General features: G+C 61.7%; 21 protein-coding genes and 4 pseudogenes. 10 read left to right on the top strand and 15 right to left on the bottom strand.

The annotated features are described in order from the left end of the window. Positions 1-74 precede the first annotated feature (74 nt). The 4 genes from ABIE53_RS22770 to ABIE53_RS22755 all read right to left on the bottom strand — a co-directional run bounded on the left by ABIE53_RS22770 (position 75) and on the right by ABIE53_RS22755 (position 4704). Entirely contained in the window at positions 75-1406 is a 1332-nt protein-coding gene (locus tag ABIE53_RS22770; RefSeq protein ID WP_192699519.1) for an MFS transporter, read from the bottom strand. Between the two features lie 60 nt (positions 1407-1466). Next, the gene (locus ABIE53_RS22765; RefSeq protein ID WP_310075607.1) at positions 1467-2456 is read right to left on the bottom strand and encodes a hydroxymethylglutaryl-CoA lyase; all 990 of its coding nucleotides are present in this window, start codon (positions 2454-2456) and stop codon (positions 1467-1469) included. After that, positions 2453-3646 carry a CaiB/BaiF CoA transferase family protein gene (locus ABIE53_RS22760; RefSeq protein ID WP_006047477.1) on the bottom strand — a complete coding sequence of 398 codons (1194 nt, stop codon included), beginning with the start codon at positions 3644-3646 and terminating at the stop codon, positions 2453-2455. Before ABIE53_RS22760 ends, ABIE53_RS22765 begins: the two co-directional genes overlap by 4 nt. 119 nt (positions 3647-3765) lie before the next feature. After that, on the bottom strand, positions 3766-4704 hold the full coding sequence (locus tag ABIE53_RS22755) for a LysR family transcriptional regulator (protein ID WP_006047476.1): 939 nt from the start codon (positions 4702-4704) through the stop codon (positions 3766-3768). Between the two features lie 228 nt (positions 4705-4932). Between ABIE53_RS22755 and ABIE53_RS22750 the strand changes: the two genes are divergently transcribed. Both ABIE53_RS22750 and ABIE53_RS22745 read left to right on the top strand, forming a co-directional pair. Then, positions 4933-5895, top strand: a complete 963-nt coding sequence (locus tag ABIE53_RS22750) for a GlxA family transcriptional regulator (RefSeq protein WP_029967308.1) — start codon at positions 4933-4935, stop codon at positions 5893-5895. Between the two features lie 81 nt (positions 5896-5976). Then, positions 5977-6735, top strand: a complete 759-nt coding sequence (locus tag ABIE53_RS22745; protein ID WP_192699520.1) for an SDR family oxidoreductase — start codon at positions 5977-5979, stop codon at positions 6733-6735. 691 nt (positions 6736-7426) lie between these two features. Here the strand turns inward: ABIE53_RS22745 and ABIE53_RS22740 are convergent. The 3 genes and pseudogenes from ABIE53_RS22740 to ABIE53_RS22730 form a co-directional block, all read right to left on the bottom strand. Beyond that, positions 7427-7751, bottom strand: a pseudogene (locus ABIE53_RS22740) (response regulator). 272 nt (positions 7752-8023) lie between these two features. Further along, on the bottom strand, positions 8024-8317 hold the full coding sequence (locus ABIE53_RS22735; RefSeq protein ID WP_376916090.1) for a diguanylate cyclase domain-containing protein: 294 nt from the start codon (positions 8315-8317) through the stop codon (positions 8024-8026). Continuing rightward, a pseudogene (locus tag ABIE53_RS22730) lies at positions 8298-9176 on the bottom strand (CHASE3 domain-containing protein); the annotation flags it as partial. The gene ABIE53_RS22735 and the pseudogene ABIE53_RS22730, both read right to left, overlap by 20 nt. 316 nt (positions 9177-9492) lie before the next feature. Here ABIE53_RS22730 and ABIE53_RS22725 point away from each other — a divergent pair. After that, the gene (locus ABIE53_RS22725) at positions 9493-10278 is read left to right on the top strand and encodes a YkgJ family cysteine cluster protein (protein WP_192699521.1); all 786 of its coding nucleotides are present in this window, start codon (positions 9493-9495) and stop codon (positions 10276-10278) included. A gap of 30 nt (positions 10279-10308) precedes the next feature. Here the strand turns inward: ABIE53_RS22725 and ABIE53_RS22720 are convergent, their stop codons facing one another. From ABIE53_RS22720 to ABIE53_RS22710, 3 genes are all read right to left on the bottom strand, one after another. Further along, a complete protein-coding gene (locus ABIE53_RS22720; protein ID WP_374710218.1) occupies positions 10309-10893 on the bottom strand; it encodes a hypothetical protein in 585 nt (194 codons plus the stop codon). Positions 10894-11149: 256 nt separating this feature from the next. Further along, positions 11150-11629, bottom strand: a complete 480-nt coding sequence (locus tag ABIE53_RS22715; protein ID WP_006047470.1) for a nuclear transport factor 2 family protein — start codon at positions 11627-11629, stop codon at positions 11150-11152. Positions 11630-11659: 30 nt separating this feature from the next. Next, entirely contained in the window at positions 11660-12352 is a 693-nt protein-coding gene (locus ABIE53_RS22710; RefSeq protein ID WP_192699523.1) for a TetR/AcrR family transcriptional regulator, read from the bottom strand. Positions 12353-12460: 108 nt separating this feature from the next. Between ABIE53_RS22710 and ABIE53_RS22705 the strand changes: the two genes are divergently transcribed. Next, positions 12461-13111 (top strand): YceI family protein, encoded by a 651-nt coding sequence (locus ABIE53_RS22705; protein WP_029967296.1) that lies wholly within the window; start codon positions 12461-12463, stop codon positions 13109-13111. Between the two features lie 41 nt (positions 13112-13152). On the opposite strand, the pseudogene tdh reads toward ABIE53_RS22705, so the two are convergent. Then, positions 13153-14185: pseudogene (tdh, locus tag ABIE53_RS22700) on the bottom strand (L-threonine 3-dehydrogenase). Further along, a pseudogene (locus ABIE53_RS22695) lies at positions 14182-15397 on the bottom strand (glycine C-acetyltransferase). The pseudogenes tdh and ABIE53_RS22695 overlap by 4 nt, the downstream one beginning before the upstream one ends. Positions 15398-15527: 130 nt before the next feature. On the opposite strand from ABIE53_RS22695, the gene ABIE53_RS22690 reads away from it, so the two are divergent. The 3 genes from ABIE53_RS22690 to ABIE53_RS22680 all read left to right on the top strand — a co-directional run bounded on the left by ABIE53_RS22690 (position 15528) and on the right by ABIE53_RS22680 (position 17808). Continuing rightward, positions 15528-16166: a helix-turn-helix domain-containing protein gene (locus ABIE53_RS22690; protein ID WP_192699525.1), complete on the top strand. Its 639-nt coding sequence runs from the start codon at positions 15528-15530 to the stop codon at positions 16164-16166. A 102-nt stretch (positions 16167-16268) separates the two neighbouring features. Next, positions 16269-16670, top strand: a complete 402-nt coding sequence (locus ABIE53_RS22685) for a DUF2471 family protein (RefSeq protein WP_029967289.1) — start codon at positions 16269-16271, stop codon at positions 16668-16670. Positions 16671-16725: 55 nt separating this feature from the next. Beyond that, positions 16726-17808, top strand: a complete 1083-nt coding sequence (locus ABIE53_RS22680) for a tyrosine-type recombinase/integrase (protein WP_192699526.1) — start codon at positions 16726-16728, stop codon at positions 17806-17808. Between the two features lie 84 nt (positions 17809-17892). Here the strand turns inward: ABIE53_RS22680 and ABIE53_RS22675 are convergent, their stop codons facing one another. Beyond that, complete coding sequence (locus ABIE53_RS22675) at positions 17893-19098, bottom strand: DNA-binding protein (protein WP_192699527.1); 1206 nt, start codon at positions 19096-19098, stop codon at positions 17893-17895. 1839 nt (positions 19099-20937) lie between these two features. On the opposite strand from ABIE53_RS22675, the gene ABIE53_RS22670 reads away from it, so the two are divergent. After that, positions 20938-22287 carry a replication initiation protein gene (locus ABIE53_RS22670; RefSeq protein ID WP_114157863.1) on the top strand — a complete coding sequence of 450 codons (1350 nt, stop codon included), beginning with the start codon at positions 20938-20940 and terminating at the stop codon, positions 22285-22287. Between the two features lie 123 nt (positions 22288-22410). On the opposite strand, the gene ABIE53_RS22665 is transcribed toward ABIE53_RS22670, so the two are convergent. Together ABIE53_RS22665 and parA are read right to left on the bottom strand one after the other, a co-directional pair. After that, complete coding sequence (locus ABIE53_RS22665) at positions 22411-23469, bottom strand: ParB/RepB/Spo0J family partition protein (protein WP_029967283.1); 1059 nt, start codon at positions 23467-23469, stop codon at positions 22411-22413. 25 nt (positions 23470-23494) lie between these two features. Then, entirely contained in the window at positions 23495-24157 is a 663-nt protein-coding gene (gene parA, locus ABIE53_RS22660) for a ParA family partition ATPase (protein ID WP_006047459.1), read from the bottom strand. A gap of 1261 nt (positions 24158-25418) precedes the next feature. Between parA and arsC the strand changes: the two genes are divergently transcribed. Next, on the top strand, positions 25419-25778 hold the full coding sequence (gene arsC / locus ABIE53_RS22655) for an arsenate reductase (glutaredoxin) (RefSeq protein ID WP_192699528.1): 360 nt from the start codon (positions 25419-25421) through the stop codon (positions 25776-25778). 185 nt (positions 25779-25963) lie between these two features. Then, positions 25964-26254, top strand: coding sequence for a DUF1272 domain-containing protein (locus tag ABIE53_RS22650; protein WP_192699529.1), 291 nt, complete (start codon positions 25964-25966; stop codon positions 26252-26254). The last annotated feature ends 9 nt before the right edge of the window (positions 26255-26263 follow it).

Genomic DNA, 26263 nt, shown 5'->3' with positions numbered 1-26263 from the left:
CCGCGCCCCAACTGCGCAAACGCGCACCAAAGTGCGCGTCTCCCCACATAGAAACGCACTACACCTCAAGCGCCCTACCGCACCCCATCCCTGGCCCTGAGCGACTCCGGCAACCCCCGCAACACAATCAACGCACAAATCACGCTCATCGTCCCAATCACATACAAAGCCGGCGTCGTGCTCCCAGTCAGATCCCTGACGCGTCCCACCATGATAGGACTCACGATCCCGCCAAGCTGTCCGAGCGTGTTGATCAACGCGATGCCGCCCGCCGCGCCCGCCCCCGTCACCAGCTTCGGCGGCAATGCCCAGAATGCCGGGATCGACGCCACCACGCCCCCGCCCATCACCGCAAGCGCGACGATCAGGAAGCCCGTCTGTTTGTCGAAGAAACCGGCCGCAAAGAATCCGATCGCCGACATCACCAGCAAACCGAACACGAACTTGCGACGCTCGCCGCTTGCATCGGACAAGCGCCCCACAACCACCATGCAGATCGCGCCGCACACATAAGGCACGGCTGTCAGCAAACCGATCAGCGTCGGATTATGCGTACCTGCCACGCGGATCAAATGTGGCGCCCAGAAATTCAATCCATACGACGCCACCTGAATCAGAAAATAGACGAGCCCCAGCGTGAGAAATCCCGGCGTCTTTATCGCGCCGATGAACGAATGCCCAGTCTCAGGATGACGGCTCTGCTGCGCAATCTGCTCAGCCAGGAATGACTTCTCCGCGGGCGACAGCCAGTTCGCGTCGTCGATGCGATCTTTCAGCAGCTTCAGCACAAGATAACCAAGCAGCACGCACGGCAGGCCGCCGAGCAGGAACAGCCAGTGCCATCCCGGCATGCCAAGCACGCCGTTCATATGGCCGATGACAAGCCCCGCCAGCGGCGCGCCGACCAGCCCCGAAAACGCCGACGCGAGAAACAGCATCGACGTAATGCGACCGCGATAGCTCGGCGGAAACCACAGCGTGAGGTAGTACAGCACGCCCGGCGCGAAGCCGGCTTCCATCGCGCCAATCAGAAAGCGCAGGCCGTAAAACTGCCATTCGGTGTTGACGAACACCATCGCCGCGGTCGCGAGTCCCCACGAAATCATGATGCGCGCAATCCAGCGCCGCGCACCGACCTTGTAGAGGAACAGATTGCTCGGCACCTCGAACAACACATAGCCGATCACGAACAAACTCGCGCCGAGACCATATGCGGTGTCCGACAAGCCGAGATCGCTTTGCAACTGAAACTTCGCGAAGCTGATGTTGATGCGGTCGAAAAACGCAAACAGATAGCAGATCATGATGAGCGGCATCAGCCGCCATGCCACTTTGCGGATGATGGCCGCCGCGCCGTCCGCGCTCTGTTCACGGCCGCCGGTTGCGATTGCGCCGAGGTCACTCATGATTCGTCTCCAATGCCGGATTCGGCTGCGCCGTCCGGTCGTTTAGTGGATCAGGGAAAGTCAGATTTGCAGCACGTAGTCCGGCACGGGATGCAGGTCACGATTGCGCCCCGCCTTCGCCACTTGCCCGGGCACGTCGTGGCCCAGCAAAGCCGGCAACGCTCGCGACAGCGCGAGCAGTTTCTCGAGGTCGATTCCCGTGGGAATACCCATTTCGTCGCACAGATTCACGAGGTCCTCAGTGCAGATGTTGCCCGACGCACCGGGCGCAAACGGGCATCCGCCGAGACCGCCCAACGCGGCGTCGAAGCGCCGCGCGCCGGCTTCGTAGGCGGCCAGCACATTGGCGAGCCCGAGTCCGCGTGTATTGTGAAAATGCAGCGTGAGCGCCGACGACGGCACGCGTTGCAGCACTCGCTCGACGAGCCGCGTCACCTGGCGCGGATTAGCCATGCCCGTCGTATCGGCGAGCGTGATGCCCTCAATGCCCATCTCGCGGTACGTACCGACAATGCTGACCACGCGGTCCTCGTCGATCGTGCCTTCGAACGGACAGCCGAACGCCGTCGCGACGGATGCGTTCAACAGCACGCCCGCGCCCTTCACGTGACGCACGATGTCGCCAAACGCCGCCAGCGACGACTCGCAGCTCATGCGCATGTTGGCGCGGTTGTGCGTCTGACTCGCGGACATCACGAGATTCAGTTCGTCCGCCTTCGCGGCGAGCGCGCGCTCGGCGCCCTTGAGATTCGGCACGAGCGCGACGTAGATCACGCCCGCGCGCCGCTCGATCTGCTGGAACACGGCCTCGCCGTCGCGCAACGCAGGAATGGCTTTCGGCGATACGAACGAGCCGGCCTCGATGCGCGTGAAGCCCGCCGTCGAGAGCGCGTTGATCAATTGGATTTTGTCGGCGGTGTCGACCCACGTCGGTTCGATCTGCAAGCCGTCGCGCGGCGCGACTTCCTGCACGATGAGCTTGTCGGCGACTTGTGAGTTCAATTCGCGGTTCGTTGCACCGTTCGTTGCATGTGTCGTTGCATGTGTCATTGCACGGCTCCTTCGCGGCGCAGCCGCTCGATCTCTTCACTCGCGAAGCCGAGTTCGCTCAGCACGCTTCCCGTATGTTCACCGAGCGCGGGGCCTTGCCAGCGCACTTCGCCTGGCGTCTCCGACAGCTTCGGCACGATGCCCGGCATCTTCACCGAGGCGCCGCCCGGCAGTTGTGCCTGCAACAACATGTCGCGCGCCTGGTAGTGCGGATCGGCGACGATGTCCGCGACGGAATAGATGCGCCCCGCCGGCACTTCAGCGCGTTCGAGCGCGGCCAGCACGTCGTCGGTGGAATGATGCGAGGTCCATGCGGCGATCGCCTCGTCGAGCATCGCGCAGTGTTTGGCGCGGCCGTCGTTGTGCGCGAGCGCGGGATCGTCGGCGAGGTCGGCGCGGCCGATCACCTGCATGAGGCGCCGGAAAATCGGATCGCTGTTGCCGGCGATCACGACATAGCCGTCGTCTTCGGTGGGATAGGTGTTGGACGGCGCGATGCCAGGCAGCGCCCCGCCGCTTCGCTCGCGAACGTGGCCGAGCAGATCGTATTCGGGGACGAGACTTTCCATCAGATTGAAAACGCTTTCGACGAGCGACACGTCGACCACTTGCCCGTCGCCCTGCCCTGTCTTCACACGCAGCAGCGACATCAACGCGCCGATCACGCCATGCAGCGACGCGAGCGAATCGCCGAGACTCACGCCGACGCGCGCCGGCGCGCCGTCCACCTCGCCCGTCGTGTAGCGAATGCCGCCCATCGCTTCGCCGATTGCGCCGAAGCCCGGACGGTCGCGGTATGGGCCCGACTGGCCATAACCGGAGATACGCACCATCGTCAGTTTGGGATTGATCGCGTGCAGCACGTCCCAGCCGATGCCGAGCTTTTCGAGCGCACCAGGACGCAGGTTTTCGATGACGACATCGGCCTCGGCCGCGAGCCGCTTCACGATCTCGACGCCCTCCGGCGACTTCAGATTCACGCACACCGACTTCTTGTTGCGCGACTGCAGATACCACCAGAGCGACGTGCCTTCGTGCAGCTTGCGCCATTTGCGCAGCGGGTCGCCGGTTTGCGGCGCTTCGATCTTGACGACGTCCGCGCCGAACTCGGCCATCAGGCGCGCGGCAAACGGCGCGGCGATCAGCGTTCCGATTTCAACGACGCGGATACCTTGAAGGGGTCCACCCATGTGCTGTCTCCGAAGTGGTTTTCTCTTGGGAGACAGCTTGCAGGCGTGCGGCGGCCGCGTCCAACCGCAATTCGCCAACGACCGTTCGCGAACGACGAACGCTCAAGCGCGGCGCAGATTCATGCCGCCGGCGTTTGCGTGGCTTCGGAGGCTTCTATCGAACGCAGATGATCGAACAGCAAACGGCTCACGGGCGAGAGCGCATCGACATCGCGCACGACCAGCACGAGGCTGCGCTCCGACCAGTCGTCTTCGAGCGGCGCGCCGACAAGCCCGAGCGGCCGTCCCATGAGTTCATAGACTTTGCGCGGCAACACGCCGACGCCCATGCCCGCCTGCACCATCCGGCAAACGGCGTCGAAGCCCGGCACGTGGATGCGCAATCGCAACGGCTTGCCGGCGACGCGCGCGGCGATATGCGTTCGCGCATTGATCGAACTCGCGGCGTGCAGACCGACGTGATCGCCGTCGAGCGTTTCGGCAAACGCCACGCTCGTGCGCGCGGCGAGCGGATGATCGTCGCGCATCACGAGCACCAGCGAATCGCGGCGATAGTGCTCGACGTGCAGCTCGCGCGTGTCGGCATCGGCGGAACAGATGCCGAGATCCGCGAGGCTATCGTCCACCGCTTCGACCACGCCGCCGCTGGGCCGCTCTTCGAGGTCGAGCTTCACGCGCTCATGCAGCAACTGGAACGCGCGCAAATCTTCAGGCAAAAATTCGACGATGGCAGACAGGTTCGCCATCATCCGTACATAGCCGCGTACGCCGCTCGCATGGCCAGCCAGTTCGATGCCGATGTTTTCGATGTCGCGCATCACGCGCCGCGCATGATGCAGCAGCGTTTCGCCGGCCGGCGTGAGCGTCATGCCGCGCGCGTTGCGTTGAAAGAGCGTCGCACCCACGGCCTGTTCCAGTTCGAGCAGCCGCTTGCTCGCAGCGGAGACGGCAATGGCCTCGCGCTCCGCGGCACGCGTGAGCGTGCCTTCCTCGTAGACGGCGAGGAACAGTTGAAGCGTGGTCAGGTCGAGCTTGCGGAGAAGGTTTTTAATCACCATGACGCGGCGCCGGAAGTTCGGTCAGTGGCTAATCATCCCATATGCGGCGCGTGAATCATTGCTTGCGCGACGAGTATGCGAGGCTGTTTGGCCTCGCCGTGCAGCGTCAAAGCGCGTTTGGTATGCTGGGCCACCGCGTTTTCCCCGACAATCGCGCGAGGCCGTCGAACGCTGCCCATCGCACCGCGTTCACTGCCGCGGTTTGCTTATCGTGAAAGGAATCATTCGATGCCCACCGTCGCGATCGCGATCTTTGCTGGCGTGCAGGCGCTCGACGTCGCCGGTCCCGTCGACGTCTTCTCAGAAGCGAACCGCTTCATCGCGCCGGACGCGCGCTACGAGGTCACGCTTCTGAGCGCGCAACAAGCACCGCTGCGCGCGTCCAATGGCATGACGCTGATCGCCGACGCCGTGTTCGCGCGCGCTCGCAAACCGTTCGACCTCGCGTTAGTCGCGGGCGGCCCCGCGCTCCCCGAAGGCGCTCCGCCCGAGGCGTCGTTGCTCGACTGGTTGACCAACATCGCGCCGCAATGCGGCCGTTACGGCTCCATCTGCACGGGCGCTTTCGCGCTCGGCCATGCCGGTCTGCTCGACGCGCGCAACGTCACGACGCATTGGCAGCACGCGGCCCAACTCGCCGCGCAGTTTCCGAAAGCGCGCGTCGACTACGACCGCATTTATCTGCGCGACGGGCAACTGGTCACTTCCGCGGGCGTGACTGCGGGTATCGATCTGTCGCTTGCGCTCGTCGCCGAAGATCACGGTGCGCATATCGCGCTCGCGGTGGCAAAGCGGCTCGTCGTGTTCGCACAGCGCCAGGGCGGACAGTCGCAATTCAGTCCGTATCTCACGGCGCCCGTCGACGAAACATCGCCGGTTGCAAAAGTCCAGGCGCATGTGATGGAGCGCATTCACGAGAGTTTTACAGTCAAGCAACTCGCCGATGTCGCCGGCATGAGCTCACGCAATTTCGCGCGCGTGTTCGTGCAGGAAACCGGCGTGACGCCGCATGAATTCGTCGAGCGCGCGCGTGTCGATGCGGCGCGCAAGCTGCTGGAAAGCAGCGGCGCGGCGCTGAAAGCGATTGCCTACGATTGCGGTTTCGGCACCGCGGATCGCATGCGGATCGTCTTCGTGAAGAGAATCGGCGTCACGCCGATGCAATACCGCGAGCGCTTTCGCGCGGCCTGAAAGCGCGCGAGCGGCGCCGCTGCGCGTGCGAAACATGCGTGAGAAGATAACGGCCTGCATGAGCTATCTTCAAGGAACGACATGAATCCCTCTTCTCCCATTCGCGCGATCGTCACCGGCCATACGCGCGGCCTCGGTGCGGCGCTCGCCACGCAACTGCTTGAGCGCGATGTCGCGGTGCTCGGTCTCTCACGCTCGCGTCATGCGTCGCTCAAACAGCGCTTTCCCGCGCTGCTCGATGAAGTTGAACTCGAACTCGCCGATACGTCGCGTGTTGCGCAATGGACGGCGACCGATGCACTGCGCGCGTTCGTCAGCGGCGCGAAGACTGTGCTGCTGATCAACAACGCGGGCATGGTGCAGCCGATCGGTCCGATCGACGCGCAGGACGCAGCGGCCATTGCCAGCGCAGTGAGCCTGAACGTCGCGACGCCGCTGATGCTCGCAAGCGCGCTAGCCGCGGCAAGCTCCAACGTAAGCGACCGGCGCATCATGCATATTTCGAGCGGCGCGGCGCGCAACGCTTACGCCGGCTGGAGCATCTACTGCGCGACGAAGGCCGCGCTGGACCATCATGCGCGCGCCGTCGCACTCGATGCCACTCGCGCGCTGCGTATTTGCAGTCTCGCGCCGGGCGTCATCGATACGAACATGCAGGCGGAGATTCGCAGCACCGGCGTCGAACAGTTTCCAATGCGTGAGAAGTTCGAGGACTTGAAGCGCAACGGTCAGCTTTCGACGCCCGAGCAAGCCGCGGCTCAGTTGCTCGACTATGCGTTCAGCGATGCATTCGGCGAAACGCCGGTGGCCGATATTCGCGAGGTTGGGAAGCGGGCGTGATGCGCTGTTGATGCGCTGGGGTGCACAGTCACTATCGCGGCTCCTGAAAAGTCTCACCTTTGGGCGCGGGCGGCGATGATTCGTGTGCTTTTTGCAGCGGCGCGTCGCGCGAATTGCGCTTGATATGCAGTGGTTTTACCGCGCTGCTGCTGCGGCTTGCATCGCCACCTGCGCCCAGAACAGCGGGCTCCCGAAAATCCTCACCTTTGGCACACAGCAGTCGAAGGCCGGCAGGAGGGAGCAGTTTCACAACTCCCGAAAACCCTCACCTTAAGCGCTTGCGGACCGCCCGCAAAGCCATGCTGGGCGTGGGCCGAAGGCGTCAGAACAGGCGAATCCCGAAAACTCTCACCTTTAGAAGCACGCGAATGATCGGGATACCCAGGTAAGACGTTGACGTGCGGTGCGGTGACAAAACGACTCGCAAACCGCGAACCGTCCGACTCGATATGGACGGTGAGCCACACGCGCTGCACTCGCTCACGGATCGCCGCAGCGTCGAAGTGCTCCCGAATTCCCTCACCTTAGAGCGGATGAAGCCCCGGGACGACACAGCTTTGGCCTCCGCACCAGGCGGACATTTAGCGGATTTCGCCCATTTCCGCGACGATAATGCGTGCGAATCAAGCGCGGAACTCACGCGCCGAACCGCTCCCGAAAACCCTCACCTTTGAGGCGTGGCGCGCAAGGGTCAGTTCGCGAGCTTATAAAACGTCTCCAGCACCGCGTCGCCCTTGAACGGCTTCACGATCGAGCGCTTGACGCCCGCAGCCTTGCGGCGTTCTTTCATTGCCGGGCTGCTTTCGGTTGTGAGCATGATGACGTTGACGGTCTTGTTCGCGAGCTCCCGCGAATTTTTTCGACCATCGTGAGGCCGGCTATATCCGGCGTGTCTACGTCGCTGATCAACGACCTTGATGCTTTGCCATGCATCGCTCATGTCGATGCCGAGACCGTTCCGGTTCCGAAAGAAAACCAGCCACTTCGTCGCGCACAGTACTGGACTCCTCCACGATCTCACCTTTGCGGCGACCTCCTGGAACTCCTCACCTTTGCGGCGACCTCCTGGAACTCCTCACCTTTACGCACGCTGTCGGGTGAAATGCAGCAAAGGTGCGGCGTGAATCCTGGGACGACTCACCATTGCAGGCGTCGCGTCATCTCCTGGAACATCTCACCTTTGCATTGAAGACGTCGATGGTGATGCCGTCTCCTGGAATTCCTCACCATCCTGGAACGGCTCACCTTTGGCGATATCCGCAAGCAACGTGCGGACTCACGCGATACGTTATCGCGTCAGCTTGATGACATTCGACAGCCCCGCAGCCGGCGAATTGCCGAAGCTATAGGTCGAACGCCCGCTGCGTTTGGCCGCGTACATGGCGGCATCGGCGACGTCGAGCAAGCCCGCGATGCTCTGCACTCTGTCGGGAAACGTGGCGATGCCGATACTCACGCCAAATCGCAAAACGGCCACCGTACTCTTTGTCGCCGATTGCTCGCACACCTGAGACAAGGCGCTCGGCGAGTTCCCGCAATTGGGCGTCGTCGCCGCAATCGGTTGCGAGCAGCACGAACTCATCGCCGCCGACACGAGCGAGCATGTCGCTCTGCCGCGTCGCGGCCCGCAGCGATTCTGCAAGCCGACGCAGCAACACGTCGCCGGCGCTATGGCCCATCGCGTCGTTGACCTTCTTGAAGCCGTCTATGTCGAGGTACAGAAGCGCGATTCGGCGCGACTCGGCCTCGTTGCCCGAGAGCGCGTCGATGGCGGACAGCAGCCGGCGGCGGTTCGGAAGTCCCGTCAGCGTATCCTGCGCGGCCTGTTGATCGAGCATGTTCGAATACGCGTGCACCCTCGCGAACGCACGACGCTGGACATACACCGTGTAACCCATCAGGCAGCACACGAGCACGGCAATGGCAACGAGCGCGGCGCTTCCGAACACGAGGCGCCGATGCGCATCCTGCGTGGCGACCTTGCGCCTTTCGCGCCACTCGTTCAGCAGTTCGCCGAGGTCCTGGCGCAGGCCATCCATATACGCCTTGCCTTCGTTGGTCTGCACGAGCTGGATGGCGGCCGCACGATTCCCGCTGCGAGCCAGTTCGATCGTGCGCGCGAGTTCGACCACCTTGTCGGTCTTCGCATGCTCGACACGGCGCACGAGTTCGAGCGATTTTTCGTCGCTGCCTGCTGTCTGCTGCAAACGCAAAACGGTGTCGTCGAGATCGCGAATGCCCTGGCGATAGGGCACGAGGTAGGCCTCGTCGCCGGTGAGCAGATAGCCGCGCTGGCCGGTCTCCGCGTTCTCGAGATCGTGCAGCACGCGATTCGCGGCGCCGAGCACGGCGAACGCTTCCTCGTCGCGCAGACCGTCGGCGACAATGATCTTCGCTTCGTACACGAACAGACCGGCTGCGACGAGCAAGCCAATGGCCATGCTGATGTAGAGCGCAATGAAACGGTTACGGTCGGCTTTCGCGGAGCGGAACAAACGCGCGGGCACGAGAGGCTCCAGGGCGGTGGGGATGGTGGAAGGGTGCAATGATACTGGAGAGCCGTGACAGGCTCTCGCGAAGCGTTTTTGCGTCGGCTATTGCCGTGATGCCACCGCATAACAATTTTTTTGAAAAGCAGTGTCAGGTTTTTGGTGCAGCCCCGACTAAGCCCAACATCACCCGTGCTGGATAGCGCGACAACGTCCGAACTATCAAACGCAACACGGGAAGAATGATTTGGCCAAAGGAGCTTGACGGATGGATATCGACTTCGACTGCACGATGTGCGGCAAATGTTGTCACAACCTTCGGTTGCCGCTGACCGTATCCGAAGCAATCGCGTGGCTCAAGCGAGGCCACGACGTTCAGCTATTTGTTGAAGCGCTGCCGTGGCCGGAAGAGCCGCCGGAAGACAATCTGGTCGCGGCACATAAGCGCCGGCGCTCGTTTGCGGCTACAAGCGGTTCTCTGCCCGTACGAGTGGTCGTTGTCATCGTTGCAGCATTCGATGGTCCATGTCCGAACCTGCAAGAAGACATGCGATGCGGCGCTTACGAGAGTCGGCCTCTGGTATGCCGCATTTATCCTGCGGAAATTAACCCGTTCATTTCCATGGACCCAGCGCAGAAAGCGTGTCCGCCGGAGGCCTGGACGGGTGCGAGCTCGCCACTGTTGCGTCAAGGACAAATTGTCGACGCGCAGATCGCCGCGCTAGTCGCTGAGTCGCGCAACACGGATGCTGCCGATGTCTGGTCGAAAGCCGCCCTCTGCACAACGCTCGGAATCAGCCGTGCGGCCTTGAGCAACGAAGGGTTCGTTGTTCACACGCCAGACCGATCCAGTCTCTTAAGCGCTCTTGAGTCGGCGCAAATGGTCAAGACGGCCACGGCAAGTTCCTGGCAATTTGTCTCGAACCGAAGTGAGACGGCGAACGCATTGGATTCAGTTGATGCGGTCGTATCGAGAACGTCGGCTTGGGAAGCAAAGGGCGCTACCTTCTTGGGCTTTTTCCCGGACGATGTCTCGGGGAGTGGGACTCACTGAAAGCGGCGCTCACTGAAAGGTGAATAAGCACTAAAACTTGACCTTCACCTGAAAGCCGATGGTGAAGGGAAGATCGTCGGAAGGGATCGGCGGAATCACGATGAAGTTCGCGCCGACACGCTTGTATTCGACCATGATGAGCGGCGCGAGCACGGGTCCGATCGTGTGATCGCGGCCGAGTCCCCAGTTGCCATAGTTATAGCCGGAGATGATGCCGCCCATCGCCGCTATGCGGACAATGCCCCAGTGCAGAAAATCCGGCGACCAGACGCCGCCGCCGTAATACGACGGCCGGCGCAGTGAATTGCGAAAGCCGCCCGCCGTCAGCGCCCATTGATTGTTGAGCCAGCATTCGACGCCGAGGCCGGGGTTGAACTGCTCGAAGTGTTTGTCTGGGTCGGGATTGATGTGATACGAGCCGAGCATCGCGTCGACCCATACGCCGCCCTCGCACCAGTTGCCCGCATGCGCCGCGGAGGTGCCTGCGGCGCTCGCGGCAAGCGCGAACAATACGCGGCAAAGGTGCGTTTTGAACTGGCCGGTATGCTGGCCGGTGTGCTGGCTTTTGTGCTGGCTTTTGTGCTGGCTGATTTGCCTGCCGATTTGCGTGGTCATCCGCCTGCTAATCTGCCGAAGATGCATGTCCTCTCCATCGCCAGTCGAACGCCGGCGCGATGCTGTTCTCATATCGGTGCGTGCCGCCCGTCGCGCACTGTACCGCAAGCCACTCGCGCGATGTTGAAGACGCACTCGGGCTTGCGGGCACAAGACGTGCCGGCAAGCGTCAACACAACTCTAATGGAGGACCGATGGCAAAGCGGTGAAGACGCGCGCCGCATTTTCACGCGTTTTCACGTTGCAGGCAGAGTGTTTATAGACCGAGGTCGGAAAGGCCAGGGTGATCGTCGGGACGGCGGCCGAGCGGCCAGTGATACAGACGGTCCGCTTCGCGGATCGGCAGATCGTTGATGCTGGCGTGACGGCGCGCCATCAATCCATGCTCGTCGAACTCCCAGTTCTCGTTGCCATACGAGCGGAACCAGTTGTTGGAATCGTCGTGCCATTCGTAGGCAAAGCGCACGGCGATGCGGTTATCGGTGAACGCCCACAGTTCCTTGATCAAGCGATAGTCGAGTTCCTTCGCCCATTTGCGGCGCAGTAAGCCGACGATTTCCGCGCGGCCATGTGTGAATTCCGCGCGATTGCGCCACACGCTGTCCTGCGTATAGGCGAGCGACACACGTTCGGGGTCGCGCGTGTTCCAACCGTCTTCCGCGGCGCGAACTTTCTGGATGGCGGTTTCGCGCGTAAAGGGCGGCAGCGGCGGACGGGTTTCGATCGGATCGGTCATGAGATACCTCGCTTTTGGTCAGGTGGGCAGTCAGGATGCGGGTCGCCTCGTCGGCGGGGACTTGCGTGAAGGTTGGCTTGAAGTTTTGTTGCGTGCGAGCGTGTTCCCGTTGCCGGCTGATTGTGCGTCAAGCAAGGTGACAGCGACGGCCTGCGCGTCGAGCGCCGCATCGGGCTCGCCGCTCACAAGCGCAACGGCGATCGCACCGTCGAGCAACACGAGCCATTGCCGCGACAAACGCGCGGCGCGCCTCGCGTCCAATTGTGTCTCGGCGATGAACTCGTCAAATTGCGTCCGCACGAAAGCCAGCAAGCGCTCCTTGTGCTCGCGGGCGACGATGCGAATCGGGTCTTCCGCCGAAGCGATCTCACCGGCCGCGTTCAGAAACGCACAACCGTGAAAGTCCTCCGACGCGAACCATTCGCGCAATACGTCGAACATGCCGAGCAGCCGTTTGCGCGCGCTCTTGCCGCGCCGCCGCGTGCCCTCGACAAACCAGTTCATCCAGCGTTCGTCGCGCCGCTCGAGCGCGGCCGCGACGAGCGCGTCTTTCGATTCGAAATGCGTGTAGAAGCTCTTACGCGCGGTGCCCGACTGCTTGACGATCGCGTCCACGCCGGTTGCATGAATGCCGCCCGCGTAGATCAACGCTTCGGCAGCGTCCAGCAGACGCTCACGCGCGCCAGCCGCCGATGCCTTTTCCATGAGAGTATCCGTAGCCATGTGCGAAGGGTAGAACGATCATTCTCCATCGTCAAGTCTTGCCGCTTTTTGCACGACGTGCGCGGCACCTGTTATCCTGGTTGCCAGCAAACAACCGGAACTCACTTGATGAATGCGTTCACTGCCCGCAGCATTGCCGTACGCGCTTTACTCGCCGCAATGCTGCTTACATCAATGGCCTGCACGCCGCTGCAAGTGCTGACGCATTCGGTCAGCCAGAACGAAGCGCGCGTGCCGGTCGGGCGCTACGACCTCGACCTGGATCATTGCAGCATTACGTTCGACGTCGAACACTTCAAGTATTCGCGCTTCACCATGCGCTTCGATCGCAAGAAAGGGCAACTGAACTGGAACGAAGGCGGTCTCGAGCAAAGCAGCGTGTCGGTTTCAATCGACGCCGCGAGCATCGACACGAACGTGCCGCTGCTCGACAAGATGGTGAAAAGCGCAAGCCTGCTGGACGTGGAGCGCTATCCGGAGATTCGTTTCGTGAGTACGAAGTTCGAGCGCACCGGCGAATCTCGCGGCACGTTGACGGGCAATCTGACCATTCATGGTGTAACGCAACCCGTCACGCTGGATGTCACGTTCAACGGTTTCGCGCGAGATCCGCTAACGAAAAAAGACACGCTCGGCTTTTCCGCGGAAGGACAGTTCAGCCGCGCGAAGTTTGGCCTCGCGACGTGGTATCCCGCAGTGGGCGACGACATTCACGTACGAATTCAGGCTGAATTCGGCAAAACGCCCGCGGGCGCGTGAGCGCATCGCGGGCGTGTGTGAGACGGCAAGCGTTGTGATGCTTACGCGGCCGTCCAGTCGAGAATGACCTTGCCGCTTTCTCCGGGAGAGCATGGTCGCAAACGCTTGCTGGTAATCGTCGACCTTGAAGTGATGCGTGAGAATCGGCGACAAGTCGAGCCCGCTTTGCAACATCGCCACCATCTTGTACCAGGTCTCGAACATCTCGCGGCCGTAAATGCCCTTGATTTCGAGGCCTTTGAAAATCACCTGAGTCCAGTCGATCGCGGTCTGCGCCGGCGGAATACCGAGCAGCGCGATCTTGCCGCCGTGGTTCATCGCTTCGAGCATGCTCGTAAAAGCGCTCGGCACGCCGGACATTTCGAGGCCGACGTCGAAGCCTTCGGCCATGTGCAGGTCCGCCATCACGTCGCGCAGCGATTCGCGCGACACGTTCACCGCGCGCGTCGCGCCCATCTTGCGCGCGAGGTCGAGCCGGTAATCGTTGATGTCGGTAATCACGACGTTGCGCGCGCCGACGTGCTTCGCAATCGCCACGGCCATGATGCCGATTGGCCCCGCGCCGGTAATCAACACATCTTCGCCGACGAGGTTAAACGACAGCGCCGTGTGCGTGGCGTTGCCGAACGGATCGAAGATCGCGGCGAGGTCGTCGGAGATTTCGGGCGGAATCTTGAACGCGTTGAACGCCGGAATCACGAGATACTCGGCGAACGCGCCCTCGCGATTCACGCCGACGCCCACCGTGTTGCGGCACAAATGCCGGCGTCCCGCGCGGCAGTTGCGACAGAAGCCGCAAGTGATGTGGCCTTCGCCCGACACGCGATCGCCGATCGAAAAGCCGCGCACTTCCTCGCCCATTTGCACGATTTCGCCGACATATTCGTGGCCGACATGCATCGGCACCGGAATCGTTTTTTGCGCCCAGTCGTCCCATTTCCAGATGTGAATGTCCGTGCCGCAGATCGCCGTGCGCGTGATGCGGATCATCACGTCGTTATGGCCGACTTCGGGCAGCTTCACATCGGTCAGCGTGAGACCCGGCGCGCGTTCGAGTTTTGCGAGTGCCTTCATGCGCCCTCCGCCTTGATCACGCCAAGCTCACGGCCGACGCGCGCGAACGCATCGACGGCGCGGTCGATCTGTTCCGTCGTATGCGCCGCGCTCATTTGCGTACGGATGCGCGCGCGGCCTCTCGGCACGACGGGGAATGAAAAGCCGATCACGTAGACGCCTTCCTTCAACAGCGCATCGGCCATTCTGGAAGCAAGCTGCGCGTCGCCGAGCATCACGGGAATGATCGGATGTTCGCCGGGGACGAGCGTGAAGCCAAGCGCGCTCATCTTCTCGCGAAAGTGCGCGCCGTTTTCGCGCACGCGGGCGCGTAGTTGCGCGCCTTCGTCGCTGGCGAGCAGTTCGAGTACTTTCAGCGACGCCGCCGCGATGCTCGGCGTCAGCGTATTGGAGAACAGATACGGGCGCGAGCGCTGACGCAGCAATTCGACGATCTCCTTGCGCGCGGCGATATAGCCGCCCGATGCGCCGCCGAGTGCCTTGCCGAGCGTGCCCGTGATGATGTCGACGCGCGAGAGCACGCCGCAATGTTCCGGCGTGCCGCGTCCGTGTTCGCCGATAAAGCCGACGGCGTGCGAGTCGTCGACCATCACGAGCGCGCCGTAGCGGTCGGCCAGATCGCAGATGCCGGCGAGATTGGCGATGATGCCGTCCATCGAAAATACGCCGTCTGTCGCGATGAGCTTAAAGCGTGCGCCGGCCGCGTCCGCCTCTTTCAGTCTGGCTTCGAGGTCCGCGAGATCGTTGTTCTTGTAGCGAAAGCGCTTGGCCTTCGAAAGCCGCACGCCGTCGATGATGCTCGCATGATTCAGCTCGTCGCTGATGATTGCGTCGTTCTCGTCGAGCAGCGTTTCGAACAGGCCACCGTTCGCGTCGAAACAGCTTGAGTAAAGAATGCAGTCGTCGGTTTGCAGAAACGCGGCGAGCGCCTGCTCGAGTTGCTTATGGACCGTCTGCGTGCCGCAAATAAAACGCACCGACGCCATGCCGAAGCCGTCGTTGTCGAGCCCTTTGCTTCGCGGCCTCGATAAGGCGAGCGTCGTTGGCAAGACCGAGATAATTGTTCGCGCAGAAGTTCAGTACTTCGGCGCCGTCGGCGAGACGAATATCGGCCGATTGCGGGCTGTCGATAACGCGCTCGCTCTTGTAAAAGCCGTCGGCGCGAATCTGCTCGAGCGTGCCGCGCAGATGGGCGAGAAATGAGTCACGCATGAACCGGGCTCCTGAATGGGTGAGACCGACGTGGGCGAACAGGCAACGGCCTGCTATAGTCGGTTGTCAGTTTTATCGGATATTTTCGTTTTTTCGAACTAAAATCCGGTATATCGAACAACTCTAAACGATGGGTCAGGAAATGGCAAGTTCGGGTATTCGCCGTGCGGCGGCCGGCGCGGCACCCACTCCGAGTGCAATCGCGGCTCCGACAATCGCGGCGCCGCCGCGCGTCGGCGAACAGATTCAGCGCCTGCGCGCCGAGCGGCGCATGACGCTCGACGATCTGTCGCGTGCGGCGGGCGTGTCGAAATCGATGCTCTCTGAAATCGAGCGTGACAAGGCGAATCCAACGATCGCAGTCGCCTGGCGGCTGACCAATGCGCTTGGCGTGAGCCTGGATTCGCTGTTCGCGCCGCAAAAGACGCCGGAGGCGATCGCCGTCGCGGGTCCGCACGAGATTCCTACGTTAAGCGGACACGACGCGAAATACCAGTTGCGCGTGTGGGGGCCGATCGAGCTGGCCGGCAAATTCGAGTGGTACGAGTTGACGCTTCAGGCGGGTGGTGCGCTCGTGTCGAACGCGCACGAACCTGGCACGCGCGAGCATCTCACGGTGCTGCAGGGGTCGATTGAAATCGAGGCCGCGGGGACGACAAAACGGCTCAAGGCTGCGGACACGGCGCGCTACGTCGCCGATGAGCCGCACGCTATCCGCAATACCGGCAAAGGCGAGGCAAAGGCCTTGCTGGTGGTGATTCACGGCTGAGGCATCGAGCAGCAAGAGGCGTCTACGCGGAATCGGGGCTTGCGCGAGGTTGCGCGGGATACTGTATGTTTGTACAGTACAGGCTATCGACTGGAGCCGATAATGAACGACCTGAAAACCGCCCCGACCGACCACGCTCTGGCTGCGCTGCGCTATCAAACCGCGGCGCGCGATCTCGAACGTATCGTCCGCAACATCGCCGGGCGCTATATCGTGCAGCAAGTGCCGCTCACCTGGCGCCTGCTTCACGCGATTGAAGCCGAGGCGCTCGCCGACCTCGGATTTGCCAGCCGGCATGACGCGCTCATGCTCGGTCTGTTTCAACGTCCGTCGGATTTGCCGTATCCCGAGACTGACGAGGCCGTGGACTTCGGCATGTCGACCGCGCTGCCCGCCGTGTTCGCGTTTGCTGTCTCGGCTTACGAGGAAGCCGCTCGCCGCGCCGCGCAACGTACCTCCGAAGGCGCTGCTGTCCACAAGCGAGTGCAAGCCTGGGGCGATTAAGCCGGCTGCGCTTGCACCACGTCTACAATATGCGCAACTAACCGATAGATAGCGCATGTCGCCTCCTCAGTTGTCCGACCCGGTGCCGCGTCCCCAATCGTCCACCGATCTGTTCGATCAGCAACGCGAAGACTGGCGCCGCGATCCGCAAGTCGCGTTCGACGCATGGCTCGCCCGGCAGCATTTCAGGCGCTCGTCGGCGCAGGTGTACCAGGCGCAGTGGGGGCTTTTCCTCGAGTGGCTAACGGCGCGCCAAAAGAGTCTCGTCACCGTCGATACGCAGACCATCGCCGATTTCGTCGCCGGGCTCGAGATACGCAAGCCGCAACGCGTACGCTATCTGCGGCTTATCGAGCGGGTGCTGGATCATGTGCGTGAAGTCGAGGCATCGTCGACCAATCCTGCCCGCTTCATCGCTCAGGATGGCGAAGCTGCGTGGCGCAACGCGCGCGACAACGAGCCGACCGGGTTCCTTCATCACGCCGAACGCGCCGCGCTAATCGCGCATCTGTTTTCGCCCGTGCAGGCGCTCTCACGCGCGCAGCGCTGGAAAGAACGGCGCGACCGCGCGCTGATCGCGGTGTTTCTCGGCGGCGGACTGAAAACGGGCGAGGCCGCCGCGCTTACGGTTAGTTGCGCGACGCCAGGCTCGCCGTGGATCACGATCGATTCGACCAATCCCATGCTGGTTCGGCGGACACGGCTTGCGCCGTTCGCTTCCGCGATTCTCGACGCCTGGCTGGCCGAGCGGCGTTTGGTCGGGCTCGCTGGCGATCTCGTTTTTGCCGCGTCGCCCTCCGGCAGGCCGATGCATAAAGCCACGATGCTTCGCGCAGTGGATGCGCTCGTGGAGGCGTCAGGGATCGCGGCGTCGCGCACCTCGCGCGCCAGTCCGCACACCTTGCGCAACACGTTTGCCGCGGATCTGTTCGAGAGCGGCGTGGAAGCGGAGCTGGTCGGACAATGGCTCGGATTTGTTCAGGCCGTGTCCGCGAATCGTCTGTATCGCGCGTGGCAAACGTGGATGGAACAGCAGAATTCACGCGTCACCGAGGAACCCGATCCGGCCGCGCCGCTCCTGCCCGAAGCTCGCCCCGACGGGCGTTTTACGAGGAAAGCGGGCTCGGCGGAATCCTGAAACTTCTCACTTTTCAGGTCCCGAATTTCCTCACCTTTGCGGGCTCTCGGGCTCTCGGGCTCTCGGGCTCTCGGGCTCCTTGCTTCAGGCCGGAGCGGACAAAGAGCCGCGCGACAAAAACCGGCTCACGGCTTCCAGCCGTGAATCGCCCGGCCCGGACGAGTGATCGCATTCCGGACATTGCAATTCGAACTGGTGATCGACTTGCGACAGTTCCGGCTCACCTTCTTCGCATTTAGGACAACGCAACGGCAAGCTCACGTGGCCATCGGCTGCGGTGCCGATCGTGCGCAACTCGTCGCTGGTGAGACGGCCGGCTTGCACGAGCGAGTACAGCAAACCGCCGATCGCCGGATCGATGCCCTGCTGGCTGCGCAGGCTCGCGAGTTCTTTCGTCAGCGCGTCGATCTCGTCGGATTGTTCGCGCAGTTGCGCATCCAGCCGGTCGCCGCGCGCTTTCGCCGCGGCAAGTTGCTGAATGAACTCGAACTCCTTGCGACTGGCGTCGCGCACACCCGACTGATAGGTCGCGGCCATGCTGCGCAACGAATCCAGTTCGACGAGCATCGGCTTGACCCGGCGCTCGGCTTCCGCGACGGCGTCCTTGATCTGCTGGGCATAGTGCTCGGTGCTCTGGCGCAGCTCGACATGTAAGGCGTCGATGCGATCGCGCAGCGTCGCGTTTGTCGCCTGCTCAGTGTCGACGCGTTGCTGAAGTGTCTGATTTTCGTGTTCGAGCCGGCGCACCGCTGCCTGAAGTCCTTCCTGATGGGCAGTGCCGTGCGTGGCGACGGCGGAGAGCTCGGCTTCCAGCGCCCGGATGCGTTCCCACGCGGCTTCCGCCCGTTGCTCACTGCGCTTGATGGCTTCTTCGGAGGCGTCGCGGCGGATTTCCGCGTCGTGCGCACGCTGCTCGGCCGCGGCGATTTGGGCGCGTGCTTCGTCGCGCTCGGCATCCAATGAGGTGCGTGCTTGTGCGACCGCTTCTTCAAAGAGTGCGCCCAAGAGTTCTCCGGCACGCTCTTCCAAAGCTTTCGGGATTGCGCCGCCGCCGATCTTCACACGCGAGACGTTGCGGATGCGCTCCCAGAAGTGGTCGATGTCTTTCGGGATGTCGCTGGCGCTGCCGGTCTGGGTCAGATCGCGCACGGCTGCCATCGACGGACGTATACCGAGATCGAAGAACAGCCGCTTGCAGGCGTGCAGTGAGAGTTCTTGCCGTCGAGCGCCTTTGGTTCGCATCGCATCCAGCTCTTCGCGTAGGGCTCGACGTTCGTCGTCCAGGTTCATTTAGGCCTCTGCGAGTCGTGAAGTGTAGCAATCATAACAAGTTACGTATCATGCGCTACGATTTTTTGTGTACTGGCTGTGGCAGAGCCTTTTTATGCTGGGTAGCCTGCGCTTCCTGTTCGTTGCGTCGTGCGTGCTGGTTTTTTCCGTGAAACAAAACGAAGAACGTCATGTAAGTCTTTGTTCTGTCGGCTGATTATCCACTTTTTCTTTCATTAGGCACTGTTTCACGATGCGCAAGCTTCGCAAGGTGGTTGGGGATGTGGCTCTTTCCGGAGGACTCGCGGGTTCGAGACTAGAGAGTAATAAAAGTAAACACCCTTGAACCTAGGTTAAAAACGTTAACGCCATGGCAAAGCCTTACCTGGCGAGGATTTCCCGGCGGCAAGGTGAAGCTTTCCGGGAAGCCAGGTGAGATCCTGCGGGACGCACGAGTGATGAGGTTCGGGGACAGTGGTGAGCCGGTGCGGGAAACATTGTGAGCGGGTTCGGGAAGCGTCCTTGCAGTGAGTGCCGGCACAAGGTGAGATTTTGCGGGAGCTTATCATTCGCGAGCGCCCGGCTGCGCTAGAAAGCGATCTCTCGCGCCGGCGGAGCCAAGGTGAGTGTTTACAGGACGGTCGCAACACGCTGTTTTTGCCCCTGTTCGGGGGTCCAAAAACCTCGAGGTGAGCGAAGACAGGAGAAAACGCGGATGCAAGGTGAGGTTTTACGGGGATCGGCAGCCTGTTTTGCCTTGATTTTGTGCAGTCGACTGGCGTAGGTGAGCTTTTTCGGGAGCGTTGGCGGCATTGGTGATGCTTTTTGCCACGACATGGCGGTGAGCGGTGACTGCTCTATGCAAAAGGTGAGGAAATACGGGACCTGCAACGAGGGGCTTGCCACGGCTGGTCAAAATCCGGGCGCCGACAGGCAAAGGTGAGGCTTTTCGGGAGATTTTCGGCCGCGTTTTTCGCCCAAAGGTGAGCGAATGCAGGAAAGCAGCCGACTTCATGGTCCGCAAATGTCCTGTGGACGGGGCTTGATCTTCATCAGGCCCGAGCGAGTTGGATCTGAACGGTGAGCGTTTTCGGGGGCGTCTTGCGCTGCACCAAGGCTCCTGGACAGAGACAATTCGGCGTTAAGGTGAGGTTTTACGGGAGATGCAGAGCCGCGCGCGGTGCATGGTGATTCTTTTGTGTTCGACGTAAGTCACTGACAACAAAGGGGAAAATTACTGGGTTAGCCGAAAGGTGAGGCTTTTCGGGAGGAAGGTTTGGCAACTGCGCCAGCGCATCGCCGATGCCAAAGGTGAGGACTTCCGGGACTGTTTTGAAGCAGTACCGATAGCCTGGGTTGCTGGAACCCGCGTCATCCGGAGCGCTGAACGCACTTAATGGTGAGCTTTTGCGGGAAGCTGCAGGCACTACTGATCGCATGCGTCGCCGGACAACTGGACTGAGTTGGCTGCGGCGCTCCGCGAACGCATAGGTAAAGGGTGCGCTTGCCCGCCGAGATCGCAGTATTCGCGTCGTCGATCTGTCTGCGTCCCGCTTGCCAGCGCCGTGACCGTGGACGACAAGCGTTGCGGTCCAAAACCCAAAAATTTTTAAGGTGAGAAGATTCGGGACCATCGAGTTCCCCTTTCCGTCCGCACAAAAAGCGCGGGTTTTTTCCCAAGCCGCGACGCTAAAGGATCGCCGGAATCTCGCGTCAAATGGTCAGGTGAGGGTTTTCGGGAGTCGCCCGAGGTGAGCCGCGTCGCGTAAACTGCCTTCACCCGCAACGGTGAGAGTCGCGCTATAGACGCGTATCACCACAGTCGGTATGCTCTCGCCAAATCCCTCCTTGACCAGACGCATGGCCACGAAGCGCGCCAAGAAAACCGATGTAGTCAGCCCGAGCTCGGCGGAGTTGCGCAAGGCCGTCGAGGCGATCGCCATTCAGCCGAAGAGCGGCAAGATCACGCTGCTGACGCGCAAGCTGTTCAACGTGCTGCTCGCCGTTGCACAACAGGCCGACGAATCGGGCGATACCTACCGCGCGTTGCTGTCCGACATCGTCGCCAATTCCGCGTTCGATTCCAACGACACCGCGCTCGTCAAGGAACACCTGCGCCGTATGGTGTCGGTTCAGGTCGAATGGAGCACCGGCACGTCCAGCCAGAAGCCCGGCCGCAAGTGGGGCATCTCCACGCTGATCGCCGACGCCGAAATTCTCGAAGATCCGACTACGCGGCGGGTCTGGGTGGAGTTTTCGTTCGCGCCGAAGATCAAGAAGAAGCTGCTCGATCCGGTCCAGTATGCGCGCCTGAGCCTGCAATTCCAGAGCCAGTTGCGCAGCAGCGCGGGTCTCGCGCTGTACGAAATCTGCGTGCGCTATCTGACTAATCCGAGCCATCTGACGATGCGCGAATCGTGGGAATGGTGGCGCCCGATCCTGTCGGGCACGCCCGACACGGAAGCCGGCGACGAAGCGAAGCGCGAGTACAAGTACTTCAAGCGCGACTACTTGCGCCCGGCGATTGCCGAGGTTAATGCGGTCACGAACATTTTCGTCGAGCTGATCGAGCACCGCGAAGGCCGGCGCGTCGCCGAAATCCAGTTCCGCGTGACCGAGCGCAAGCAGCCGATGCTCGCGCTCGATGAGCATCCGAACGTATTCGACAGCACGCTGGTCGACCGGATGGTCAAGATCGGCATCCCGCTCAAAGAGGCGCAGACGCTTTACGCGGACAGCGAGGAGAACCGTATCCGCGCGGCGCTGCAGATGACCGAGCAGCGCATGCGTAGTACGTCGTTGCCGCCGGTCCGCAGCGCGCCGGCGCTCTTCAAGGACGCGCTGAAGAAGGGCTACGCACCGCCGGTCGAAGCCGTGCCGTCCGTCGGCAGCGCGAAGGCTGCGGTGGCGGCGCCCGCGGACGACCTGAAGGCGCGCCTGTTGGGCGAGTATTCCGCGTATCGCCGCCGGGAAGCGCGCGAGCTCTACGACGAGCAGGGCGAGTCGGAACGCGAGATTGCGCGGCAGTCTTTCGAGGAAGAAGAATTGCCGGGGCTCGGCGCTCACATGCGCGACGACTGGCGCCGCCGGGGACTGGACTCGAAGATTGTGGAAACCGCTTTCTTCGATTGGCTCGCTCGCAAGACGTGGGGCGAACCGACGGATGGCGATCTGCTCGCCTTTACGCTGAGTCAGTCGCGCGCGGCCTGATTGCGCCGCGCCTCGCCGCATCCCGCTCTGATTGCTGGCGGCGGCGGTTGGCTTGCGCCGTTGTGCCGCCGCTTCGTTCCGCGCCTGGTTCTGCGCCTTGTTCCGCGCTTTGTTCCGCGTCTATTACTTCAGCATCTTCTCGATCTGGCGAAGAATGTCGTCGCGCTTTTCACGCGTGAGACCCTTCAGGCGCAACTCGATCCGATCATCTCCGTATGACTTCAGGTCGCCCACCGATACGCCGTCCAGCTTGATTTCCAGCCGCTGCGCGTAGCGCTGGCGACCCGCGGGCTTGGTGCTTTCCTGCGTGGTTGCCCTGCCTTTGACGATGTCGGCGACCTGCCGCGTGCTCAGGTCGTCGGAGATGATTTTGTTGATGAGGCGCAGCGTCGCGTCGGCACCGCGCGCGGTGTGGTAGCGGCCCACTTGATAAGCCATGTTGGAGCCGAAACGATCCGGCCGCGCGACCATCTCGTGCATGACCGCTTCCGGCAATTTGGCGATCGACAAGGCGACTGCAACCGTCGACTCGTCGAGGCCAAGGTGCTCGGCAAGTTCCTTCTGGCTCTGGAAATGGCGATCCTCCAGAAAGCGTTTCCAAACGACTGCATTGTCGAATACGGTCTGCGAATCACGTTGGACGTTGAGGTCGTAGCCGAGCTTGTAGCTCTGGATTCCGATTGGCAGGTCGATAACGATCGCCTTCACCGATTCCTTGTTTGCTTCCTTCAGCGCGCGCACGCGTCGGCCACCGTCACTGACGAAGTAGGTGCCGGGATTGTCGTAGTCGGGAATGACGTGAATTGCCTGCTGCTGCCCTTGCTTCGCCAGGTTGACGGCAAGTTCCGCAATCGACGACTTCAGATAAAAATGCCGCGGATTGAACGGGCTCGGCTTGATGGTCTTCAACGCGAGTTCGATCACCTGGCCGGGGCGGTACCCGTGTTCCATTCTCCACGCGCGATAGGCGGCGGACTCGTTCTCCGTATCAACGGTGTCGAGGTCGGTGTGTGCCTGCGGGATCACGGACGATAAGGTCCGCGCCGTCCCGTCCTGGGACTTCGCGACGTTGTTCTTGACCAGACCGTCGATGGCGTTCAGGCGGTCAAGTGCAGTTCGTTTCTCGCTGCTGGTCGTATCAGGACGTGCTTGAAAGCCTTTGGCGAATTGGGAGGGTTTCATTCAGGGTCCTTTATGCGCATAAACTTCACGGGAGCAAGGCGGCGATCTCATTCGCGCACGCCCGTACTTCGATCGCGGCGAGCTTCGCGCCTCGATCGCTCATCTGTAGCACTGTTTGACCCAGCGCCATCGCCTGCTTGTAGGCTTCGCGCGTGGGGATCTGGGTCTTAAGGAGAGGAAATCCGAGTTCCTCTAGCGCACGCTTCAGTTCACGCGTGAGCATCCGTTTCTCTTCCGTCTTGTTCAGGAGGAATACTGCGCGCAGGTCTTCGTTCATGACCTGTGCCTGCTGAACGAGTTTGACGAGGCCGATGCTCGACCAATAATCGGCCGGCGATGACGACGTCGGTATGACGGCGACGCTCGCCGCCAGCAGCACAACGCCCGACACTTTTTCCGTAATGGAAGGCGGGCAGTCGACGACGATGATGTCGTAGTCGGCCACGAACTTCTTGATCTCGCGGTGGATCTGGCTTCCGGCTTCGGAGAGGTTGACAACGGGGAACGGGATGCCGGTATCACCGTCGGATGAGGCGCTCGCCCAGTGGATCAGAGTGTTCTGACCGTCGGCGTCGACGACGAGGACCCGTTTCCCCTTCTCATGAAAAGCTGCCCCGAGGTGCATCGCGATTGTGCTCTTCCCGACACCGCCCTTCTGTTGAGTTACCGCGATGATTTCCGCTGCCAATGTTCACCTCCTTTTTTAGACGCAAAAGGATTTTACCTGGATGACTTCGCATTTCAATCGTTTCTTGTGTAAAGAGATAGAAATGGCCGATCGGGTTAGGTTTATGCGCATAAAGAAGGCCGGTGAATGTGGCGATTCGGAGGTTGGGGAGAAATGCTTCGCGGTTTGTGCTGTGCGGATGCGCCTCGTACCCGTCAACGTCGTGCCGGTCCCCAAAGATCGATTGGGGCGTCGCTGGCGATGAATGCGACGCGTGCCACGGTGGGCTCATGCGTCGGCTTGCCCGTGCGATCTCGTATTGCGGATAAGGCATGGGCACGAGGCATGAGACGCGAGAGACGCGAGACGCGAGACGCGAGACGCGAGACGCGAGACGCGAGACGCGAGACGCGAGACGCGAGACGCGAGACGCGAGACGCGAGACGCGAGACGCGAGACGCGAGACGCGAGACGCGAGACGCGAGACGCGAGACGCGAGACGCGAGACGCGAGACGCGAGACGCGAGACGTGGGCGCGGGCGCGGGCGCGGGCGCGGGCGCGAGCTTGGCAGCGTGGGGCGTGGGCGCAATGCAGTGGGTTCGTTCCGAAGCGCCCGAAGCGATTTATGCGCATAAACTCGCGTCTATCCCGGAGTGCTTGCGCGTGTCTTTGTGGGTCGACGCGATTGGTAGGTCCGTGGGCCACGTGTTGCGAGGGACGACTCGACGATCACCATGCAGTACGCAGTGTCCCGTGCGAGGCGGCGCCTGACTACCAACCCCGCGAACTAGACGTAACAACTGTCTTGGGTGAGGCTAGAGCTAACGCCTGCCCGGAGCGGTTTATGCGCATAAACCGCGGTTCGCGCGATCGGCCTCTCTGTCACGTATCGCAAAAGCCGCCAGAAAAAAACTGACAGCGGCGTGCAGGCAAGGCACAAGCTTCGGGGAGCCGCCAGCGAACGACCAAGAAACACCGCCTGCTCTATCGCACAAACGGACAGTCAATCGCTGCAAGACAGCCCTGCGCGCATTAGCCGCCTAGAAAAGTTGCTCAACGACGCATCTAGCGAAGCCCCGCCAACCATCGCCACGAAGCGTCCCGGATCCGCACAAATCTCCTGGCGCTCGCGTCGTTAGCAGTCCGCGCACCGCTCCACCGACACCCAACCCTCGCCCACAAGCCCCAACCTGTCCAACCGGAGCGGCTAAAATCAGGCCAAGCCCCATCCCCGGAACGAAACGACTGACTGGCTCACCCACCTCCTTTACTCACCGCACGATGATCACCATCTACCACAACCCCCGTTGCTCAAAATCGCGCTCGACCTGCGAGCTAATCACCGCGCAATACAACCGCGACGAAGAACCCACAACAATCATCGAATATCTGAAGCAACCGCTCACAGTCGCCGAATTGCATGAGCTGAATCGACAACTCGGCTGTCCCGTGCGCGACATGATCCGCGACTCGGAGCCCGAATATAAGGAACTGGGTCTTTCCAATGTGACGCTTTCGGACGCTCAGTTATACGAAGCATTGGCCGCGCATCTGATCCTTTTGCAGCGACCCATCGTGGTACGGAACGGACGAGCCGTGATAGGCCGGCCACCCGAAAACGTAGCGGCGTTGTTCGTCTGACGCCGTTGCTGCCTGCTCCAGTCGCGAGGCAAAGCACGAACGCAACTTGCAAACGCAATCACACTGGCAGCAATTGACGCAGCGCTGTCAGTTGCGGAAACGCCATGCCACCTACACTGGCGCTGCGCTCAATGCTAGCCAGGTTCGTCAGCGCGCGAACCGAAAGAACTTGATGCGGAGTCCGAATGCTTGAACTACGACCGTCCTGTGAAGGATGCGGCAAGTCGCTGCCGCCGAACGCGTCCGACGCGATGATCTGCACCTACGAATGCACTTTTTGCGAAGTATGCGCACTCACCACGTTGCGCAACGTGTGCCCGAACTGCGGCGGCAATTTCCAGCATCGGCCGATACGCACGCGCGCGCAATTAGCGAAACATCCGGCGCGCGATGAACGAAGCCCCGTCTCAATCGACGAAGCCGCGCACGCACAATTCCTCGAGCGTTATCGCAACACGCCGCCTGGCGAACGGTAACGCTGGCAG

This window comes from Paraburkholderia sp. OAS925, from assembly GCF_040543975.1.
In the GTDB taxonomy this organism is placed as follows: Bacteria; Pseudomonadota; Gammaproteobacteria; order Burkholderiales; family Burkholderiaceae; genus Paraburkholderia; species Paraburkholderia graminis.
The sequence above is the reverse complement of the archived record's forward strand: the minus strand, read 5'-3'. Positions and strand labels throughout refer to the sequence as shown.

Coding starts and splice junctions, on each gene's coding strand:
- ABIE53_RS22770 (WP_192699519.1), bottom strand. CDS start 1,406: ATGAGTGACCTCGGCGCAATCGCAACCGGCGGCCGTGAACAGAGCGCG.
- ABIE53_RS22765 (WP_310075607.1), bottom strand. CDS start 2,456: ATGACACATGCAACGACACATGCAACGAACGGTGCAACGAACCGCGAA.
- ABIE53_RS22760 (WP_006047477.1), bottom strand. CDS start 3,646: ATGGGTGGACCCCTTCAAGGTATCCGCGTCGTTGAAATCGGAACGCTG.
- ABIE53_RS22755 (WP_006047476.1), bottom strand. CDS start 4,704: ATGGTGATTAAAAACCTTCTCCGCAAGCTCGACCTGACCACGCTTCAA.
- ABIE53_RS22750 (WP_029967308.1), top strand. CDS start 4,933: ATGCCCACCGTCGCGATCGCGATCTTTGCTGGCGTGCAGGCGCTCGAC.
- ABIE53_RS22745 (WP_192699520.1), top strand. CDS start 5,977: ATGAATCCCTCTTCTCCCATTCGCGCGATCGTCACCGGCCATACGCGC.
- ABIE53_RS22735 (WP_376916090.1), bottom strand. CDS start 8,317: ATGAGTTCGTGCTGCTCGCAACCGATTGCGGCGACGACGCCCAATTGC.
- ABIE53_RS22725 (WP_192699521.1), top strand. CDS start 9,493: ATGGATATCGACTTCGACTGCACGATGTGCGGCAAATGTTGTCACAAC.
- ABIE53_RS22720 (WP_374710218.1), bottom strand. CDS start 10,893: ATGACCACGCAAATCGGCAGGCAAATCAGCCAGCACAAAAGCCAGCAC.
- ABIE53_RS22715 (WP_006047470.1), bottom strand. CDS start 11,629: ATGACCGATCCGATCGAAACCCGTCCGCCGCTGCCGCCCTTTACGCGC.
- ABIE53_RS22710 (WP_192699523.1), bottom strand. CDS start 12,352: ATGGCTACGGATACTCTCATGGAAAAGGCATCGGCGGCTGGCGCGCGT.
- ABIE53_RS22705 (WP_029967296.1), top strand. CDS start 12,461: ATGAATGCGTTCACTGCCCGCAGCATTGCCGTACGCGCTTTACTCGCC.
- ABIE53_RS22690 (WP_192699525.1), top strand. CDS start 15,528: ATGGGTCAGGAAATGGCAAGTTCGGGTATTCGCCGTGCGGCGGCCGGC.
- ABIE53_RS22685 (WP_029967289.1), top strand. CDS start 16,269: ATGAACGACCTGAAAACCGCCCCGACCGACCACGCTCTGGCTGCGCTG.
- ABIE53_RS22680 (WP_192699526.1), top strand. CDS start 16,726: ATGTCGCCTCCTCAGTTGTCCGACCCGGTGCCGCGTCCCCAATCGTCC.
- ABIE53_RS22675 (WP_192699527.1), bottom strand. CDS start 19,098: ATGAACCTGGACGACGAACGTCGAGCCCTACGCGAAGAGCTGGATGCG.
- ABIE53_RS22670 (WP_114157863.1), top strand. CDS start 20,938: ATGGCCACGAAGCGCGCCAAGAAAACCGATGTAGTCAGCCCGAGCTCG.
- ABIE53_RS22665 (WP_029967283.1), bottom strand. CDS start 23,469: ATGAAACCCTCCCAATTCGCCAAAGGCTTTCAAGCACGTCCTGATACG.
- arsC (WP_192699528.1), top strand. CDS start 25,419: ATGATCACCATCTACCACAACCCCCGTTGCTCAAAATCGCGCTCGACC.
- ABIE53_RS22650 (WP_192699529.1), top strand. CDS start 25,964: ATGCTTGAACTACGACCGTCCTGTGAAGGATGCGGCAAGTCGCTGCCG.